The following is a 17549-nucleotide window of genomic DNA, read 5'->3' as shown; positions in this document are numbered from 1 at the left end:
AGGAGGGGCGCCTCGGTCAGGAGGCGTAGTCCGGAGCGCCGGCGGGCATGGTAAATCGGAACTCGGCGCCGCCGCCGGGGGCGCGCCGCACGGTGATGGTGCCGCCATGGGCCTCGACCAGGCCCTTCACGATGTAGAGGCCGAGCCCGGTACCGCCGCGGCGGTTGCCGCCGGGGCCGCGCCAGAACTGCCGGAACACGCGCTGGACGGCCTCGGGCGGGATGCCCTCGCCCTCGTCGCGCACCGACACGGCGGCCCCCTCCTTGTGCGCGTCCGGTTCCACCACGATGGTGACAGTACCAGCGCCGTGCCGCACCGCGTTTTCCAGGAGGTTGCCCAGGATCTGGTCGATCTTGTCCGGGTCCAGCCACATCTCGGGCAACTCGCCGCGCGACTCGAACCGGAACCGGTCCTCCGGGTCGCCCGCCGCGATCCGGCCGGCGATGACCTTGCGGGTCTCCTCGATCAGGTCGACCACCTGGCGGCGCATCTCCAGCCGGCCCGACTCGATGCGGGACACGTCCAGCAGCTCGGTGATCAGCCGGGTCACCCGGTCGGCGTCGGCGTTGACCGTCTCCAGCATCACCCGCTTCTGGTCGTCGTTGAAGCGGTGCCACTTCGCCAGCAGGGTCGCGGTGAAGCCCTTGACGCTGGTCAGCGGGGAACGCAGCTCGTGCGCGACGGTGGAGACCAGATCGGCCCGGTCGCGCTCCTGCCGGGCGCGGTGGGCGGCGTCGCGCAGGCACACCGTGAAGCGCCGCACCCGGCCCCGCTCGTCCCGCCGGTAGGCCGCGGTGACCAGCAGCTCGCAGCCCCCGGGCAGGAACAGCGACCGCTCGGGGTGGCGGGTGCGGGTGGCCAGCCCGTCGTAGGGCGCCAGGCACTTCCACCAGTCGCGGCCCTCGGCGTCGTGCAGCGGCAGCACGTCGCGGAAGTCGCGGCCGATGGCCGAGGCGGCGGAGATCTTGGTCATCCGTGCGGCGGCGGCGTTGAAGGTGATGACGCGGGCGTCACCGTCGGCCACCACCAGCCCGTCGGGCAGATCGTCGGTCATGTCCTCTTGTACGGACTCGTGTGCGGGGCGGGACGTGCCCTCTCGCGAGGGCACGCGGCGAGGCGCGTGCGGGGAGTCGTCTCCGCCCACAACGGCCTCCAGACACGGTAGAGACTCGGTAGAACGCGGTAGAACGCGGACTGTCGAGAAGAGACTCTAGCCGGAGACGGCCACCTTACGGGACCCGCAGAACTCCCTGCGGCTAGGCATTTGTGGCCTCACCGCCCAGGATCCGGCCGTACGGGAAAGCCGCCTCCCCCTCCCGCCCCGCCCATCACGCACCGTCGGGCCCCCGGCAGCCCCAACGGCCCGGGCACCCCGTCAAAGCACCCCAAAACCACAGCAACCCATACAACCACCCCCAACACACCCGCCCCCCGCGAGAGCCGCCCCGGAGCCACGGAGATCACCCCAGACACGGAAGGCCACCCCGCGCACGCAAGAGCCACCCCAGACACGCGAAAGCCGCCCCGCACACGCGAAAACCGCTGCGGGCGCGGGAAACCCGCGCCAGACGCGCGAAGGCCGCCGCGGGCAGGCGCGGCCAAGGTGCGGGTAGGTGGGCGGGGTCAGGCCGTGGGGGCGGGCTGGGCCGCCAGCGCGTCCTCGACGTCCTCGTAGACGGGGAAGACCCGGTGCAGGCCGGTGATGCGCAGCAGCTTCCGCTGGGCGGGGCGCACCCGGGCGAGCCGGACCTCGCCGCCGTCCGCGGACACGCGGTTGTGCACGGCGACCAGCGCCCCCAGTCCCGCGGCGTCGCAGAACGGCACGGCGGCGAAGTCGACCACCAGGTGGCGGTGGCCGGCGGCGTGCAGTGCCGTCAGCCGGGTGCGGAGCAGGTCGGCGGTCTGCAGGTCGATCTCCCCGCGGACCTCGGCCAGGACCGCGGCGCCGCGCGTCTCGACCGCCTCCACCTCCAGGAGGAGCCCGCCGCCGGGGCAGGCGGGGTCGCGGACCGGCCGTGCTCCGCCGGAGCGGCAGCGCAGCTCGGGCGCCCGCCGGGCGTGCCGCTGCACGCCGCGGCCCGTCCTGCCGGTGGTCCTGCCATCGTCGGTCATCATGTCGCCCCCAAATCGCACGGCCTCGTCGCCGTCCTGGTGAACACCGTAGGGATCGCGGCCCGCCTCGCGGATCCCTCGCGGGTCGGTTATCACGCTCCTCCTCAGGAACGACCCCACCACCCGCGCGCCCCGTGCGCATCCCACCGATGTCCGTTCATCCTTGCAGGTCAGCACGGGAGAAGCATGATCCGAACCGGCCGTTTGCGGCCAGCCTTGCGGGAACACAGGCGGCCGCGCGTGAAACCCCAGGTGACGGCGTGTCGCCTGGGAACCGCGAGTCAGGCGCCGGCGCGCCGGGCGCGCGCCGAGGCATAGAGACAGACGGCCGCGGCGGTGGCGAGGTTGAGGCTCTCGGCGCGGCCGTAGATGGGAACCCGGATCACCTCGTCGGCGTGGGCCAGGATCTCCTCCGGCAGCCCCCAGGCCTCGTTGCCGAACACCCAGGCCGTGGGACGGGCGAGGAGACCGTCGTCGATCGCCTCGTCCAGGGTGCGCTTGCCGGCGCCGTCGGCCGCCAGGACGGTCAGCCCGGCGCCCTTGAGGTCGGCGACCAGCTCCTCGAAGCGGGGGCCGACGACCACGGGAAGGTGGAACAGGCTGCCCGCGGAGGCCCGCACGCACTTGCCGTTGTACGGGTCGACCGAGGCGTCGGTGAACACCACCGCCTCCGACCCGGCGGCGTCGGCCGTGCGCAGGACGGTGCCCGCGTTGCCCGGGTCGCGGACGTGGGCCAGCACCGTGACCAGCCGGGGGGCGGTCTCCAGCGCGGTGCCCAGGGGGACGTCGACGAACTCGCAGACCGCCAGCAGCCCCTGGGGGGTGACGGTCTGCGCCAGCTCGGCCATGACCTCGCCGCTGACCCGGAGCACCGGGACCCCGGCGCGCTCGGCGGCCTGCACCAGGTCGCCGTGCCGTGTCTCGGCCTCGGCCGTGGTGAACAGTTCGGCCAGCCCGCCCGGGATCTCCAGGGCCTCCCGGACGGCCTGGGGGCCCTCGGCGAGGAAGCGGCGCTCGCGGCGCCGGAAGGCGCGTTTGGCGAGCCGCCGAGCCGCCTTCACCCTGGGTGATCGGACAGAGGTCAGCTCGCGGCCCGCCATGCGGTGAATCGCCCGTCCGCCGGTCAGGCGGCCTGGCTGCCCTCGGCGGGCAGCGCGGCCTTGGCCACCTTCACCAGGGCGGCGAAGGCGGGGGCGTCGTTGACGGCGAGCTCGGCCAGCATGCGCCGGTCGACCTCGACCTCGGCGGCCTTGAGGCCCTGGATGAACCGGTTGTAGGTCATCCCGTTGGCGCGGGCGGCGGCGTTGATCCGCTGGATCCACAGGCGGCGGAACTGGCCCTTGCGGTCCTTGCGGTCCCGGAACGCGTAGGTCATCGAGTGGAGCTGCTGCTCCTTGGCCTTGCGGTACAGCCGCGAGCGCTGTCCGCGGTAGCCGCTCGACCGCTCCAGGACGACCCGACGCTTCTTGGCGGCGTTGACCGCCCGCTTCACGCGTGCCACGTTTCGAACTCCTTCGTGGGGGCCGGGGCCTCCGGGCCTCGGCCGGTCGTACGGGGTCTGGGGCGCCGGCTACTTGCGCAGCAGCTTCTTGATGTTCTTGGCGTCGGCCGGGGTCACCACGGCCTGGCCGTCCAGCCGGCGGGTGCGCTTGGACGGCTTGTGCTCGAGCAGGTGGTTGCGGTTGGCGCGGCGGCGCATCACCTTGCCGGAGCCGGTCAGCTTGAAACGCTTCTTGGCACCGCTGTGGGTCTTGGTCTTCGGCATGGTCGCCGTCGTCTCCCTCACTGGATCCCTCGGGTGCCTCCGCTCGGGCACGGAGGCGTGCCTGAGCGGACGCGTGCCGCCGGTGGCGGTGAGCGCCTGTCAGGCTGATGTACGTGCGTCACGACCCTGCGAGCGCAAGCGCGGCGAGCGCAGGATCGGGCCGGGGCGGTCGCTGTGACGGCCGCCCCGTCCGGCCCGGGCCCGGCGGGCCGGGCCCGTCAGACGGAGGCGGGACCGGAGTCCTGCTGGGCGCGCGCCTTGGCCTCCGCGCGCTCCGCCTTGGCCTCCGCCTTCTTCTTGTGCGGGCCGATCACCATGATCATATTCCGGCCGTCCTGCTTGGGCCGGGACTCGACGAAGCCGAGATCCTCGACGTCCTCGGCCAGCCGCTGCAGCAGCCGGCGGCCCAGTTCGGGCCGGGACTGCTCGCGACCGCGGAACATGATCGTGACCTTGACCTTGTCCCCGGCCTTGAGGAACCGCACCACGTGACCCTTCTTGGTCTCGTAGTCGTGCGGGTCGATCTTCGGCCGGAGCTTGATCTCCTTGATGATCGTGTGCGCCTGGTTCTTCCGCGCCTCACGCGCCTTCATCGCGGACTCGTACTTGAACTTGCCGTAGTCCATGAGCCTGGCGACGGGCGGGCGCGCGGTGGGCGCCACCTCGACGAGGTCGAGATCCGACTCACGCGCGATTTCAAGGGCCTTGGCGATGGGCACGATGCCCACCTGTTCGCCGTTCGGGCCGACGAGCCGGACCTCGGGCACGCGAATGCGGTCGTTGATACGCGGTTCGGCGCTGATGGGACCTCCTTGGGGCCGTTCTCACGTCGTTCTCAACGTCTTGTGGACCGGTCGTACCCCAGGCCTTCCATGCGAAAAGCCCCGCACGACTCGCATGCGGGGCCACCTTCGGTCGCCTCGGACGCCGGAGCGGCCGAGGACGCCGACGGAACGGGCGTCGTGACGCCCGTACGCCGGACCGAGACCCACCAGCCTTCTGGCCGGTCAGGTGGGAGGTGGCCTCCGCTTGAGCGCCCCGTGCGGTCTGCCGTGCGGGCATCCGTACAGGGCCGGTCGGTTGTTCAGCTTATCACCTGCGGGGCCACACCGTGACCTGCGGCATGCCGGCGTCAAGACCGGCATGCCCGGCCGCGGGCGGCACACCCGCATCGGAGTCTGACTGAGGTACGCAAACAGTCTCAACACCCCGCCGTCACCGTTCATTCCCCGGCCCGCCGCCGGTTGTTACCGTGGTGCCGAGCACGGACCGCCAGGGTCGGTAGCACGGAAAGACCCCCAGCTATGCCCGCATTCAGGACCGATGCCCCGCTGCCCGCCGCCTTCGGCGAGGCCCGCCCCAAACTGGAGTTCGCCCAGAAGGCCTTCATCCTCGACGAGGACCGCCTGCTCATGGTGCGCAAGTCCGCGTCCGATCCGTACCATCCGGGCCGCTGGGAGGTTCCGGGCGGGCGGCTCGAGGTCGCCGGCGACCTCGATCTGGACGACCACATCCGCCGCGAGGTCTGGGAGGAGGTCGGCCTCAAGATCGCGCCCGGACCGCCGTTCCACCTCTGGCAGTGGTACATGCCGGGCCGGCCGCGCGGCCGGAAGGCCATCCTTCCCCGCCCCGTCCGGGTGGTGGCGGCGGCGCGGCTGTGCAGCCCGGTGACGCACGAGGTGAGCGTCGAGAACCAGACCGCCACCGACCATCTGGCCGACGCCGCCTGGGTGCCGCTGCGGGAGATCGACGGGTACGACCTAATCCCCAGCCTGCGTCCGGTGATGAGGGCGTTCCGGCAGATGTGCCCCGCGCAGTCCCTGCCCACGCGGTACTCGTCCCCGTCCCACCCCCAGCCCGCCTGGTTCTCGCCCGACTTCCCAGACCTTCCGGACCTCCCCGCGCCGGGCTGAACCCCGCCGCCGGCCCCGCCATGGACATCACCGAGACTCCCACCCGATCGCCCGTGGACTGGCCCGGCCTCCAGGGCGTCGCCGACCGCCGCTTCCGCCTGCTCGCGATCGGGGACGTCCGGATCGAGGTGCGCGCCACCCTGCCCGGGCTGCGCTTCACCGAGGTCACCCACGACCGGCTTGCCTACGCCCCGGCCCGGGCGATCGTCGCGGGCACCGCGGTCAACATGGCCCGGCGCGCGGCCGGCTACTTCCGCCGGGTCGGCGTGCTCGCCCGGGTCGGCGACGACGACTACACCCCCGTGATCCGCCGGGAACTGCGCCGGCTCGGGCTGCGCGACCGGCTGCGGGTCGAGCACGGCACGCCCAACGGGGTGACCGTCATGCTGCGCGACGGCCCCTCCCCGGAACGCCGCGGCGCGCGGCTGCTGGTGGCCGACGACGACGCGCCCTCGCGCCGGCTGTCGGAGCACGACGTGCGCTCGGCGGCCGCCGAGATCCGCCGGGCGGACGCGCTCTTCCTGGACGGGTACGCGCTGCTGTCGCCGGTGTCGCGGGCGGCGCTGCACCGGGCCGCGGCGATCGCCCGGCGGCACGGCACCCTGGTCGCCTTCGACCTCGTCCCGCACGACATCGACGCCCGGCTCCCCGCCGCCGACGTGGTGCCGCTACTGCGCCAGGCCGACGTGGTCATCAGCGAGGCGCCGACGCTCGCCCGGCTCCTCGGAGGGACCGCGACGGTGACCGGCTCCGCCGAGGCGCGGGAGCTGCTGCCCGTCCTTGACGCGGCCGTCGAGGGGCGGCGGCCCCTGTGGCTGCTGCGCTTCGGCGCCACCTCCCTGGAGCACGTGCTCGCCCACCGGCGCGACGAGCTGCTGCTGGAGTACCCCACCGGGTTCGGCGAGGGCGTGGAGCGCGCCGGGTTCGGGGACCGGCTGGCCGCCGGTGAGCTCTACTGGTGGCTGGCCGCGCGCTCGGAACGCTGACGGGCGTCGTCGGCCGCCACCGCCGTGCGCAGGTCCTCCAGAGTGCGCAGGAACCGTGCCCGGCTCTCGGGAAGGCCGAACGACTCCTGCCAGCGCCAGGACCGCTCTTCCCCCGCGTCGCCCTCCAAGACGCGCATGGCGACCCCGCGCAGGTACTGGCTCGGCACGCCGTCGGCCGGGTGGACGGTCGCCCTCCCCTGCTCGTCCACCAGCAGGTAGGAGCGCCCCGCAAGGAAGAGGCCATGCACGGTGTCGCGTGTGGCGCACGCGCCGGGAAGCCCGTGCGCCTCCAGTCTGTCGCGCACGCCGCCCCCTGCCCCGCTGCCGCGCGGCAGCAGGTGCCAGTGCGCGTGGTCGATGCAGGCGCCCCCGCCCTGCGAGGTCCCGGGCCCGTGCTCGAACATCAGCAGGCCGTCTCCGCCATAGGCGTCTCTGTAAAGACGGGCGACACGGTGACGCCATTGCCACGCCCGTGCCCACAGCCCCTTCCCGAAGGCTCCCGCACACTGGAGATGCCTGGACGTCACCAGCAGCACATGCCCCTCGGCCAGCGGAGCCAGGTCAGGCATGAGGAAGAAGTCGCCGTCGGCGGCGAGCACCGCCCGCTCACCCGGAAGGTCCGCCATCGCGTTGAGCCGGAACCGCAACGGCGGGCACAGCACGCAGTCCTCTCCCGCCTGTCGGCTCGCCTCGTCCACCTCCTGCCCCGGTCCCCGCTCCACAGGTCGCCGCACCATCCCGTCCTCCTCGTGTTCCGCGCCAGGGTGGCGGGACCGCCACTCTCCCGTTTCTTGACTACTCGCCCTAACTGGAACCCCCTGACTGAAACGTGCCCGCGCACGGGCATCCCTCTGGACGGTCGCGGACACAGCCACCAAACCGGCGGGGTAGAGAACCTGGCTGAACGGGCACATAGCCAGGAGAAGGCGGTAACCGTGCACCTCTCCCCCCACTCCCGCAGGACGGCGCCGGCGGCGCCCCGGACTCCGGCTCTTGACATGGCCGTGCTCACCGCACGCCTCGACGAGTCGCTCGACGTGCTGCGCGACGCCTACGCGGTGGCCGACGGCGACGGCGGCGGCTGGTACCACGACCTGACCAGGCCCGAGCCCGGCACCACCGCGACCGCGCTGGGCCTGCTGGCCTTCGCCGAGGCGAGACGGCCGTTCGAGCACTTCGACGACGGCCTGGCCTTCCTCACCTCGCGGCAGACCGCCTCGGGCGACGTGCTGCGCGACGGAGGATGGTCGACCAAGACGAGCCTGGGCATGCCCGTCGTCGAGGCCACCGCGTGGATCGCCCGGTTCCTCGCCCGCTCCCGCTGCGACCTGCGGGACGACGCCCCCGACGTGCGGCGCGCCTACCACTGGCTGCTGCGCAACCAGAACTCCGACGGCGGCTGGGGCTCGCTGCTGGGCTGCCAGTCGCGGGTGTGGCTGACCTGCCTGGCCCTGCGCGCCCTCACCCAGCTCAACCCCTACGACCCGGCGATCGTGCGGGGCGTGGAGTGGCTGACGGCCGACCGCACCGGGGAGCGGCCCGGCTGGGGGCCGACGTCCATGGCGGCGCCGACCGTGACGCACACCGCCTTCGCGCTGGTGACGCTGGCCGAGGCCCGCCCCGGCCACAGCGACGCGCGCATCCTGGCCGCGCACGACTGGCTGATCGAGCACTTCGACCCCGAGGACGAGCACACCTGGATCGAGACCTACGACGTCTCCCCGCACGGCACCGGGTCCAAGCCCGTCTGGCGGCTGGCCCTGTGGCACTTCGGGCTGCCCATCGCGCTCATGGCGCTGCTGGGCGACCCGCGCGGACCGTCGGGCGCCACGGTCGCGCGGGCCTTCCACACCCTCGTCCAGGGAAAGGTGACCAACCCGCGCTGGAACGGCTACCCGGGCAGCGGCCGCACGTCACTGTGGACGCTGTGGTGGCGGCTGGAAGGGCTCACCGAACTGTTGCGGCTGCCGCTGCTGCGCCCGAGGGACATGCTGCACCTGACGCCGGACGCGACGGTCGTGCAGCGCGCGCACGCACGCGACCGCCCCTTGCCCGCCCTCATCCCGGCACGCCCGCGCACCGACCTGGTCCGGCTGGTCAGGCGGCACTGGACGGTACTGGTGCTCACCCTGGTCACGGGCGGAAGCCTGGGCGGCGTGGCGGTCGGCCTGTGGGAGTGGAAGGACTTCTGGCTCAGCGTCATCCTGCCGATCGTCCTGACCTTCACCCACGAGGCCGTGAAACGCCGCCGGTCCCCGCCGGCCGTCCCCCCGGCCCCGGAACCGAGCCAGCGCTCGTCGGTCTGACCTGGGGGGACTGCGACGCACCAGGGGCGTCAGGCGGACGCGCGGCGGGCCAGTTCGGCCTCCCCGGCGGCGCGCATCGCCTCGACCGGGACGTCCTCACGGCCCGTCATCAGGACGACCTGCCGCGCGGCCTGGTGCAGCAGCATCTCGAAGCCGCCGACGACCGTGCCGCCCGCCGCCTCGACCGCCGCCGCGCACGTCGTCGGCCACGGCGCGTACACCACGTCGAACAGGGACGCCCCGGACGCGGCGACCTGCGCGGCGTACGGGTCGGCCGCGATCCCCGGCAGGGTCGAGATCACCAGCTCGACGCCCAGCAGGTCCGGCAGCCGGTCCAGCGCGCCGATCCGCAGCGCCAGCCCGAACCGCTCCCCCGCCGCCATCGACTCGGCCGCCCGGTCGGGGTTGCGGACGGCCAGCCCCGCCTTGGTCAGCCCGAGGTCGGCCAGCGCCGCCAGCGCCGAGGCCGCCGTGGCCCCGCCGCCCAGCACCAGCGCCGACGCGGGGGCGCCCAGCCCCGCCTCGGTCAGCGCGGCCACGATCCCGTGCACGTCGGTGTTGTCGCCGTGCCTGCGCCCCTCGCGGAGCACGATCGTGTTCGCGCCGCCCACCGCCACCGCCAGGTCGGACACCGTGTCGACCAGCTTCAGCGCGGTCCGTTTGAGCGGCATCGTCAGCGACAGCCCGGCCCACTCCTCGTCGAGCCCCTCCAGGAAGCCCCACAGGCCGGTCTCGTCGCACTCGTACGCCTCGTACACCCAGTCGTCCAGGCCCATCGCCGCGTACGCCGCGCGATGCAGCACCGGCGACAGCGAGTGTTCGATCGGCCTGCCGAGCACCGCCGCCCGCGCCACTAGTTGCCTCCGTTCTGGGCGAGGTACTGGTTCAGCTTCTGCCGCAGCCGGTTGAACTCCTGCTCGTCGGCGGCGTACTCGGTGATCCGGTTCTTGGGGTCGGTGGCCACGAAGAACAGCCAGTCGCCTTCCTCGGGCTCGATCACCGCGTCGATCGCCTTCTCCCCGGGGTTGGAGATCGCGCCCGGGGGCAGCCCCCCGTAGTTGTAGGTGTTGTAGCGGTTCTTGGACTTGATGTCCTCGTTGCTGGCCACGATCCCGTACTTGTTCAGCCCGTAGAGCGTGGTGCTGTCGAACTTCAGGAACATCGGCACCGGCTTGTGCCGCAGCCGGTTGTAGATCACCCGGGAGATCTTCGGCATGTCATCGGGCCGCCCGCTCTCGGCCTGGATCAGGGAGGCCATGGTGATCACCGTGCCCGGCTGCAGCTTCGCCCGCTGCGCCCGGCCGGCCAGGTCCGACTGCTGGGCGAACTGGTTGAACCGGTCCACCATCGACTTGAGGATCTCGCGCGCGGAGGCGTTGGGGTTGAGGTTGTACTGCCCCGGCCACAGGTAGCCCTCGATCTTGCCCTTGGCGTAGGGGGGCAGCCCCAGCCCGGTCGGCCTGGTGATCACCCGCTGGAACTCGCGCACCGGAATCCCGGTCTTCTTCGACAGCTGCTGCGCCACCTGCACGGCCCGCAGCCCCTCCGGGATGATGATCTGGTTGCCGGCCCGCGCCTTGGGGTCCAGCAGCAGCGCCATCGCCGACGACGACGACATCCGCTTGCGCATCTGGTAGAAGCCCGGCTGGATGCCGGCGGCCTTGGGGTTCTTCCCGTAGACCGACACGAACGCCCGGGTGCTCTTGACCACCTCGTGGCTCAGCAGCGTCGCCGCGATCGTCGAACCGCTGTCGCCGTCCTTGATCTGGACCGTGACAGCGCCGCTCCCCTGGCCCTCGTAGTCCGGCGGGTGCAGCCGCTGGTCCACCCAGGCGACGCCCAGCACGCCGCCGGTGCCCACCACCGCCACCAGGAAGGCCATCGCGAACAGGAACGCCGCACTGCCGCTGCGGCGCCGCCGCCGCTGGCGCTGGCGCCCGGCGCGCCGCCCCCGCCGGGGATCGGGCCCTCTGGCGTACCCGCGGTCGCCGTGCGGATCGGAGTCGGAGAACAGGTCCAAGTCGTTCATGAGCTTCCCCGGACGATCTCGCCTGGGGGTCGTCCCGTCAACCGCTCGCCGTCCAGCGCCGCCTGCAGCAGCACGGCCGCCGCGGCCTGGTCGACGACCTTGCGGCGGTCGCGGCCGTGCACCCCGCCCGCGCGCAGGCCGCTCTCGGCCGTCACGGTGGTGAGCCGCTCGTCGTACAGCCGGACGGCCTCGGCGGGGAGGCGCCCGGCGAGGCGGGCGGCGAACTTGCGCGCCCCCTCCGCCGCCGGCCCCTCGCGGCCCGACAGCGAGGTCGGCAGCCCGACGACCACCTCCACCGCCTCGTGCTCGCCGGCCAGCGCGACCAGCCGGTCCAGGTCGCCCTTGCCGCGCTTGACGGTCTCCAGTGGCGAGGCGAGGATCCCGGCGGGGTCGCTGCGCGCGACCCCGATCCGCACGGTACCCACGTCCACGCCGAGCCGGACGCCGTTCCTCATAGGCCCGCTCCGTCCATGGCTGCTTCGTCCGCGGCCCCCGCCCCGCTCACCGGCAGGCTCACACGACCCCCCGGCGGGGGAACGGCCCCCCGCAAACCCCCGCGGGACCGGCGCTCATGCCCTCGCTCCGCCCTGTCATGACGCTCCCACCGCCCGTTCCACGGCGGCGAGCGCCTCGTCGACGGCGCCCGGGTTCGAGCCGCCGCCCTGCGCGAGGTCGTCCTTGCCGCCACCGCCGCCGCCGAGCGCCTTGGCCGCGACGCCGACGAGCCTCCCGGCCTTCAGGCCGCGCTCGCGGGCGCCCTCGGTGACCGCGATCACCACGACCGGACGGTCCTTCGGCACGCCCACGACCATGACCACGGCGGGCCGGGCGGTGAGCCGGCCGCGCACGTCGACCGCCAGCTTGCGCAGGTCGTCCGCGCCGGTGCCGTCGGGCGCGCGGTAGGCGGCGAACGCCGTCCCGCCGACGTCGCGGGCGCCCTCGGCCAGCGATCCGGCGACCGCCAGCACCTCGCGCGACCGCAGCCGCTCCAGCTCCTTCTCCGCGTCGCGGAGCCGGGCCACCACCCCGGAGATCCGCTCGGGCAGCTCCTCCTTGCGCGTCTTCATCTGCTCCGACAGCTGCGCGACCAGCACGCTCTCCTTCGCCAGGAAGCGGAAGGCGTCGATGCCGACCAGCGCCTCGACCCGGCGCACGCCGGCGCCGATCGACTGCTCGCCCAGCACCTTGACCAGGCCGAGCTGCCCGGAGCGGGCCACGTGGGTGCCGCCGCACAGCTCCCGGGAGTAGTCGCCGACCTCCACGACCCGGACCTCGTCGCCGTACTTCTCGCCGAACAGCGCCAGCGCGCCCATCGCCCGGGCCTCGTCGATGGAGGTGTGGAAGGCCCGCACGTCCAGGTCGTTCACCAGGACCTCGTTGACCTCGTCCTCCACGTCGCGCAGCACGCTGGGCGGGACGGCGCCCGAGGCGGTGAAGTCGAACCGGAAGCGGCCGGGGGAGTTCTCCGAGCCCGCCTGCGCCGCCGACTCGCCCAGCGCCCGCCGGAACCCGGCGTGCACCATGTGGGTCGCGGTGTGCGAGCGGGAGATCGCCCGCCGCCGCTCCACGTCGATCTCGGCGTAGGCGGTGTCGCCGACCCGGGCCTCCCCGGAGCGGACCCGGCCGCGGTGCACGACCAGCCCGGCCAGCGGGGACTGCACGTCGTCGATCTCGATGACCGCGCCGCCGCCGAGCCGGATCAGGCCGTGGTCGGCGAGCTGGCCGCCGCCCTCGGCGTAGAAGGGGGTGCGGTCGAGGACCACCTCGACCTCGGCGCCCTCGCCGGCCGCGGGCACGTTCGCGCCGTTGACCAGCAGCCCGGCCAGCCGGGCCTCGCCCAGCACCTCGCCGTAGCCGATGAAGTCGACCGCGCCGCCGGCGCCGACGAGCAGCTCGTCCAGGACCGAGACGTCCAGGTTGCCGGTCTTCTTCTCGCGCGCGTCGCGCTTGGCCATCTCGCGCTGCTCGGCCATCAGCCGGCGGAAGCCCTCCTCGTCGACCCGCAGGCCCTGCTCGGAGGCCATCTCCAGGGTCAGGTCGATCGGGAAGCCGTAGGTGTCGTGCAGCTTGAACGCCTGGTCGCCGGCCAACAGCGGGGTCCCGGCGCGGCGCGCCTCCGCCACCGCCTGGTCGAAGATCGTGTTGCCGGTGCGCAGCGTCTGGAGGAACGACTCCTCCTCCGCGTCGATCACCGTGTGGATGGTGGCGGCGGTGCGGACCAGCTCGGGGTACTGCTCCCCCATCGCGCCGATCGCGGCCGCGGTCAGCTCGTGCATGAGCCCGGCGTCCTGGCCGCCCAGCAGCCGCAGGTTGCGGATGGAGCGGCGCAGGATGCGGCGCAGCACGTAGGCGCGGCCCTCGTTGCCGGGGCGGATGCCGTCGGCGACCATCATCGTGCCGCTGCGCACGTGGTCGGCGATCACCCGCAGCGACACGTCGGCGCGGTGGTCGCGGCCGTACCCGGTGCCGGTGAGATCGGCCGCCCGGGTCAGCACCTTCCACAGCGTGTCGGTCTCGTAGATGTTGTCGACGCCCTGGAGGATGGCGGCCATCCGCTCCAGGCCCATGCCGGTGTCGATGTTCTTGGCCGGCAGGTCGCCCGCGACATCGAAGTCGATCTTGGTGCGGACCTCGGCCAGCTGCGACTGCATGAAGACGAGGTTCCACACCTCCAGGTAGCGGTCCTCGTCGACGACCGGGCCGCCCTCGCGGCCGTACTCGGGGCCCCGGTCGTAGTAGATCTCCGAGCAGGGGCCGCCCGGGCCGGGCACGCCCATGTGCCAGTAGTTGTCGGCCAGGCCGCGCCGCTGGATGCGCTCCAGCGGGACGCCGACCTTGTCGTGCCAGATGCCGGCGGCCTCGTCGTCGTCCTCGTAGACGGTGACCCACAGCTTCTCCTCGGGGAAGCCGAACCCGCCGTCGGCCTGGGGGCGGGTGAGCAGCTCCCAGGCGAAGGGGATGGCCCCCTCCTTGAAGTAGTCGCCGATGGAGAAGTTGCCCAGCATCTGGAAGAAGGTGGCGTGCCGGGTGGTCTTGCCGACCTCCTCGATGTCGGGCGTCCGCACGCACTTCTGCGCGCTGGTCATCCGCACCGCGGGCGGCGTGCGCTGGCCGAGGAAGTACGGCTTGAACGGGACCATCCCGGCGTTCACCAGCAGCAGGGTCGGGTCCTCGGCGATCAGGCTGGCCGAGGGAACCACGGTGTGCCCGTGCTCTTCGAAGAACCCGAGGAAGCGGCGCGCAACCTCTGCCGACTCCATGATCAGTGGCCATCCTTGTCGTCGTCGATGATCGTGTAACGCGGCGCGCGGAGGATCCGGCGGCGCGCGGGGCCGTCCGGCTCCGGGGGCGCCTGGTCCATCTCGACGGCCTCCCGGAGCTCGGCCTCACGTGCCCGCATCTCGGTACGCACGTCGTCGGCGAAGTTCCTCAACCGGTCGCCCGCGCCGTGCCCGGCGGTCACCGCGCGGGCCGCCACGCCCTCGGGCGACAGGCTGCGCGCGAAGCGCTCCACCCGCCGCTTGACCCGGTGCGTGGCGTAGACGCCCGCGCCGGCGCCCACCGAGAGCCAGAACAGTCTTCTCATTGTGCCTCGCTTCGACCGGGGATCATCTGCCGCGCCCCCTGCCGCCGGACCGGGCCTGCAGCTGCGGCCGCGAGGCGCCCCCGCCGGAGCGGCCCCCGCCGGAGCGCCCCTCGCGGGACTCGCGGACGTCGCGGGCCTCCTCGGCCCGGCTGCCCAGGGCCTTGCGCACGCCGTAGGAGAACGCCGCGGCCTTCACCAGCGGCCCGCCCATCACGGAGGTCATGACGGTGGTGACCGCGGAGACGTTCTGCGTCACGCCCGCGACCTGCTTGGTGATCACGTCGGTGCGGCCGAGCTGCTCGTTGGCCCGGCGCACCGTGCGGCTCATGTCCTCCATCAGCGGCAGCGCCTGGTCGCCGATCTCCGAGAGGACCTTGCTCGCCTCGGTCAGGACGCGGGCGAGCTTCAGCAGCGTCAGGGCGAGGAAGGAGACCAGCACCGCCCAGAACACGGCCACGATGAGACCTGCCAGCTGTCCACCAGTGAGCATCAGGGCTTCCGTTCCGCTGTGTGTCCGCAGTGTGTACGAGTCGGGTGCCGTCGAATGATCTCGGGTACCTGTCGGGTCCGTGCCGGGCCGGCGTGCCGGGCCCGGTCTGGAGAGAGACCTTACCCTGGCCACCGGCCCTGACCGTGCCGGGTCGCGGACCCCGCGCCGACGGCGGCGCCCCGCGATCCCAGGGGCGTCCCCGGGCAGGCTATCGGGCGAGCGCGGCCGATGGCGGGAGCAACGGCCGCAAAGATCGAATCCGCCGCCCGCCTCCCTTCCGGCGGCTCGGTCTTCTAGCGGCTCAGCCGTCCCTCGGCTCGCTCCTGCCCCGCAGGACGGAACGAATGCGCGACAGCACCTCCGAGAACCGGGCCTCGGCGCCGTGCCGCGTGGGCCGGTAGTACTCGCGGCCGTGGACGGAGTCGGGCGCGTACTGCTGGCGCACGACGCCGCCCGGATGGTCGTGGGCGTACCGGTAGCCCTGGCCGTGCCCGATCTTGGCGGCGCCCTTGTAGTGGGCGTCGCGCAGATGACCGGGCACCGGGCCCGCCTCGCCCTTCTTCACGTCGGCGATCGCGGCGTCCACCGCCATGATCACCGCGTTGGACTTGGGGGCCAGGGACAGGTGGATCACCGCCTGGGCCAGGTTGATCCGCGCCTCGGGCAGCCCGACGAACTCCACCGCCTGCGCCGCGGCGGTCGCGGTCTGCAGCGCGGTCGGGTCGGCCATGCCGATGTCCTCGCTGGCGTGCACGATCAGCCGGCGGGCGATGAACCGCGGGTCCTCGCCCGCCTCGATCATCCGGGCCAGGTAGTGCAGCGCGGCGTCGACGTCGCTGCCGCGGATGCTCTTGATGAACGCGCTGATGACGTCGTAGTGCTGGTCGCCCTCGCGGTCGTAGCGGACCGCGGCCCGGTCGACCGCCTTCTCCAGCACGTCCACGTCGATCGCCGCGCCGCCGTCGGCGACCAGGGCGGCGGCCTCCAGGTAGGTGAGGGTGCGGCGGGCGTCGCCGCCGGCCAGCCGGATCAGGTGGTCCTCGGCGGCCGGGTCGAGCGCCACCCGCCCGCCGAGCCCGCGCTCGTCGGCCAGCGCCCGCCGGACGACCTCGCGCAGGTCGTCCTCGCCGAGCGGCTCCAGGGTGAGCAGCAGCGAGCGCGACAGCAGCGGGCTGATCACCGAGAAGAACGGGTTCTCGGTGGTGGCGCCGATGAAGGAGACCCAGCGGTTCTCCACCGCGGGCAGCAGCGCGTCCTGCTGGGCCTTGTTGAAGCGGTGCACCTCGTCGACGAACAGCACGGTCTGCCGGCCGGTCATGCCGAGCTCGCGGCGGGCCAGGTCGATCTCGGCGCGGACCCGCTTCACCCCGTCGCTGACCGCCGAGACCTCCACGAAGCGGCGCGCGGTGGCCTGGCTGACGACCGTGGCCAGGGTGGTCTTGCCGGTGCCGGGCGGGCCCCACAGCACCAGCGACATGGGCACGTCGCGGTCGACGAGCTGCCGGATGGGGGTGCCGGGGCCGAGGAGGTGCTGCTGGCCGACGACCTCGTCGAGCGCGCGCGGCCGCATCCGCACGGCCAGGGGCTGCTCGGCCCCGCCGCCCGCGCGCCCGCCGCCCGCGGCCGCGCTGGGGGCGCCCGGCGACGCCTCCGCCGGCCCTGGGGCCCCGGGATGGTCGAAGAGCCCTTCCGGTTGCCCTGGTTCAGCCCTGCTGGTCACGCTCCGACACTATCTCGGCGAACGGACGTCCCTGACGGCCCGCGGGCGCCGCTAGTATCGCGATTCGCGGGCTTTGTCCGGGAACTCCGCACCCCGCCCGCGGCGTTGGTTCGCCCGGAGGTTGAATCGGAGCGTGACGGTGGGCCGTACAGACCCGCGACCGCGCCATGGGCCCGCAGGGCTGCTCATGGCGCTGTTCCTGGTGGCCGGCCTCACCTTCAGCTACGGGCTCGGGCACGCGCCGCCGCCGCGGGTCTGCACCGCCCACGCCACCAGCGTCCCGGCCGGTCTGGCCGACGCGGCGGCCGCCCAGCACGCGGGCGCCCCCGCCACCGGGCCCCTCGCGGCCTCCGGGGCGGCGGCGTTCAGCGAGCCCGTGCACCTGCCTCCCATGGGCCCGAACGACGCCTGCCTGAGCCTGGCGGTGCTGCTGGCCCTCCTGGTCCTCAGCGTGGCCGCCCACCCCGGCCCAACGGGCGCGCGGCGCCCGCGCCGCTCGGGCTGGTTCCTCGCGCCTCCCGCACTTCCCGCGCCCTTGGCGCGCTCCCTCTCCTGCCTGCAGGTGCTCCGGCTGTGACGCGCCGGCCGTGAGGCCGGGCCATGCCCGGTCCACGGCCGTCCCAGTCACCCGTCCCCGAGCAC

The 17549-nt window shown here is 73.4% G+C and carries 18 protein-coding genes; 4 read left to right on the top strand and 14 right to left on the bottom strand.

The features are described from left to right. Positions 1-16: 16 nt before the first annotated feature. The 6 genes from ACZ466_RS42990 to infC form a co-directional block, all read right to left on the bottom strand. Positions 17-1054 (bottom strand): sensor histidine kinase, encoded by a 1038-nt coding sequence (locus ACZ466_RS42990; RefSeq protein WP_378282300.1) that lies wholly within the window; start codon positions 1052-1054, stop codon positions 17-19. 569 nt (positions 1055-1623) lie between these two features. Further along, positions 1624-2115: an STAS domain-containing protein gene (locus tag ACZ466_RS42985; protein ID WP_464041909.1), complete on the bottom strand. Its 492-nt coding sequence runs from the start codon at positions 2113-2115 to the stop codon at positions 1624-1626. A gap of 278 nt (positions 2116-2393) precedes the next feature. Beyond that, positions 2394-3212, bottom strand: coding sequence for a TrmH family RNA methyltransferase (locus tag ACZ466_RS42980; RefSeq protein ID WP_378282302.1), 819 nt, complete (start codon positions 3210-3212; stop codon positions 2394-2396). Between the two features lie 23 nt (positions 3213-3235). Then, entirely contained in the window at positions 3236-3613 is a 378-nt protein-coding gene (gene rplT, locus ACZ466_RS42975) for a 50S ribosomal protein L20 (RefSeq protein WP_378282303.1), read from the bottom strand. A 69-nt stretch (positions 3614-3682) separates the two neighbouring features. Beyond that, entirely contained in the window at positions 3683-3877 is a 195-nt protein-coding gene (gene rpmI / locus ACZ466_RS42970) for a 50S ribosomal protein L35 (protein ID WP_378282304.1), read from the bottom strand. 218 nt (positions 3878-4095) lie between these two features. After that, entirely contained in the window at positions 4096-4662 is a 567-nt protein-coding gene (gene infC / locus ACZ466_RS42965; protein WP_464044049.1) for a translation initiation factor IF-3, read from the bottom strand. Positions 4663-5181: 519 nt separating this feature from the next. On the opposite strand from infC, the gene ACZ466_RS42960 reads away from it, so the two are divergent. Both ACZ466_RS42960 and ACZ466_RS42955 read left to right on the top strand, forming a co-directional pair. Beyond that, entirely contained in the window at positions 5182-5790 is a 609-nt protein-coding gene (locus ACZ466_RS42960) for an NUDIX domain-containing protein (protein WP_378282305.1), read from the top strand. 20 nt (positions 5791-5810) lie between these two features. Beyond that, positions 5811-6776 carry a PfkB family carbohydrate kinase gene (locus ACZ466_RS42955; RefSeq protein ID WP_378282306.1) on the top strand — a complete coding sequence of 322 codons (966 nt, stop codon included), beginning with the start codon at positions 5811-5813 and terminating at the stop codon, positions 6774-6776. Here ACZ466_RS42955 and ACZ466_RS42950 read toward each other — a convergent pair. Further along, positions 6743-7513, bottom strand: a complete 771-nt coding sequence (locus ACZ466_RS42950; RefSeq protein ID WP_378282307.1) for an HIT family protein — start codon at positions 7511-7513, stop codon at positions 6743-6745. The two genes, ACZ466_RS42955 and ACZ466_RS42950, sit on opposite strands and share 34 nt — an antisense overlap. 261 nt (positions 7514-7774) lie before the next feature. Between ACZ466_RS42950 and ACZ466_RS42945 the strand changes: the two genes are divergently transcribed. Beyond that, positions 7775-9082, top strand: a complete 1308-nt coding sequence (locus tag ACZ466_RS42945) for a prenyltransferase/squalene oxidase repeat-containing protein (protein WP_378282308.1) — start codon at positions 7775-7777, stop codon at positions 9080-9082. A gap of 29 nt (positions 9083-9111) precedes the next feature. Here the strand turns inward: ACZ466_RS42945 and ACZ466_RS42940 are convergent, their stop codons facing one another. The 7 genes from ACZ466_RS42940 to ACZ466_RS42910 all read right to left on the bottom strand — a co-directional run bounded on the left by ACZ466_RS42940 (position 9112) and on the right by ACZ466_RS42910 (position 16769). Further along, a complete protein-coding gene (locus ACZ466_RS42940) occupies positions 9112-9936 on the bottom strand; it encodes a shikimate dehydrogenase (RefSeq protein WP_378282309.1) in 825 nt (274 codons plus the stop codon). Next, complete coding sequence (gene mltG / locus ACZ466_RS42935; RefSeq protein WP_378282310.1) at positions 9936-11111, bottom strand: endolytic transglycosylase MltG; 1176 nt, start codon at positions 11109-11111, stop codon at positions 9936-9938. The genes ACZ466_RS42940 and mltG overlap by 1 nt, the downstream gene beginning before the upstream one ends. Further along, on the bottom strand, positions 11108-11566 hold the full coding sequence (gene ruvX / locus ACZ466_RS42930; RefSeq protein WP_378282311.1) for a Holliday junction resolvase RuvX: 459 nt from the start codon (positions 11564-11566) through the stop codon (positions 11108-11110). Before ruvX ends, mltG begins: the two co-directional genes overlap by 4 nt. Before the next feature lie 135 nt (positions 11567-11701). After that, positions 11702-14371 carry an alanine--tRNA ligase gene (alaS, locus tag ACZ466_RS42925; RefSeq protein WP_378282312.1) on the bottom strand — a complete coding sequence of 890 codons (2670 nt, stop codon included), beginning with the start codon at positions 14369-14371 and terminating at the stop codon, positions 11702-11704. A gap of 2 nt (positions 14372-14373) precedes the next feature. Then, positions 14374-14697, bottom strand: coding sequence for a DUF6167 family protein (locus ACZ466_RS42920; protein WP_378282313.1), 324 nt, complete (start codon positions 14695-14697; stop codon positions 14374-14376). 22 nt (positions 14698-14719) lie between these two features. After that, the gene (locus tag ACZ466_RS42915) at positions 14720-15187 is read right to left on the bottom strand and encodes a DUF948 domain-containing protein (RefSeq protein ID WP_378282314.1); all 468 of its coding nucleotides are present in this window, start codon (positions 15185-15187) and stop codon (positions 14720-14722) included. A gap of 301 nt (positions 15188-15488) precedes the next feature. Then, the gene (locus tag ACZ466_RS42910; RefSeq protein WP_464044048.1) at positions 15489-16769 is read right to left on the bottom strand and encodes a replication-associated recombination protein A; all 1281 of its coding nucleotides are present in this window, start codon (positions 16767-16769) and stop codon (positions 15489-15491) included. A 277-nt stretch (positions 16770-17046) separates the two neighbouring features. On the opposite strand from ACZ466_RS42910, the gene ACZ466_RS42905 reads away from it, so the two are divergent. After that, entirely contained in the window at positions 17047-17484 is a 438-nt protein-coding gene (locus tag ACZ466_RS42905) for a hypothetical protein (protein WP_464041907.1), read from the top strand. The last annotated feature ends 65 nt before the right edge of the window (positions 17485-17549 follow it).

This window comes from Actinomadura rugatobispora, from assembly GCF_055379765.1.
This window is presented reverse-complemented; position numbering and strand designations above follow the sequence as displayed.

What these genes read in the sequence shown, in the direction of transcription:
- ACZ466_RS42915 (WP_378282314.1), bottom strand. Translation starts at nt 15,187, where the DNA reads ATGCTCACTGGTGGACAGCTGGCAGGTCTCATCGTGGCCGTGTTCTGG.
- mltG (WP_378282310.1), bottom strand. Translation starts at nt 11,111, where the DNA reads ATGAACGACTTGGACCTGTTCTCCGACTCCGATCCGCACGGCGACCGC.
- alaS (WP_378282312.1), bottom strand. Translation starts at nt 14,371, where the DNA reads ATGGAGTCGGCAGAGGTTGCGCGCCGCTTCCTCGGGTTCTTCGAAGAG.
- ruvX (WP_378282311.1), bottom strand. Translation starts at nt 11,566, where the DNA reads ATGAGGAACGGCGTCCGGCTCGGCGTGGACGTGGGTACCGTGCGGATC.
- ACZ466_RS42985 (WP_464041909.1), bottom strand. Translation starts at nt 2,115, where the DNA reads ATGATGACCGACGATGGCAGGACCACCGGCAGGACGGGCCGCGGCGTG.
- ACZ466_RS42950 (WP_378282307.1), bottom strand. Translation starts at nt 7,513, where the DNA reads ATGGTGCGGCGACCTGTGGAGCGGGGACCGGGGCAGGAGGTGGACGAG.
- rpmI (WP_378282304.1), bottom strand. Translation starts at nt 3,877, where the DNA reads ATGCCGAAGACCAAGACCCACAGCGGTGCCAAGAAGCGTTTCAAGCTG.
- ACZ466_RS42960 (WP_378282305.1), top strand. Translation starts at nt 5,182, where the DNA reads ATGCCCGCATTCAGGACCGATGCCCCGCTGCCCGCCGCCTTCGGCGAG.
- ACZ466_RS42990 (WP_378282300.1), bottom strand. Translation starts at nt 1,054, where the DNA reads ATGACCGACGATCTGCCCGACGGGCTGGTGGTGGCCGACGGTGACGCC.
- ACZ466_RS42980 (WP_378282302.1), bottom strand. Translation starts at nt 3,212, where the DNA reads ATGGCGGGCCGCGAGCTGACCTCTGTCCGATCACCCAGGGTGAAGGCG.
- ACZ466_RS42955 (WP_378282306.1), top strand. Translation starts at nt 5,811, where the DNA reads ATGGACATCACCGAGACTCCCACCCGATCGCCCGTGGACTGGCCCGGC.
- ACZ466_RS42945 (WP_378282308.1), top strand. Translation starts at nt 7,775, where the DNA reads ATGGCCGTGCTCACCGCACGCCTCGACGAGTCGCTCGACGTGCTGCGC.
- ACZ466_RS42920 (WP_378282313.1), bottom strand. Translation starts at nt 14,697, where the DNA reads ATGAGAAGACTGTTCTGGCTCTCGGTGGGCGCCGGCGCGGGCGTCTAC.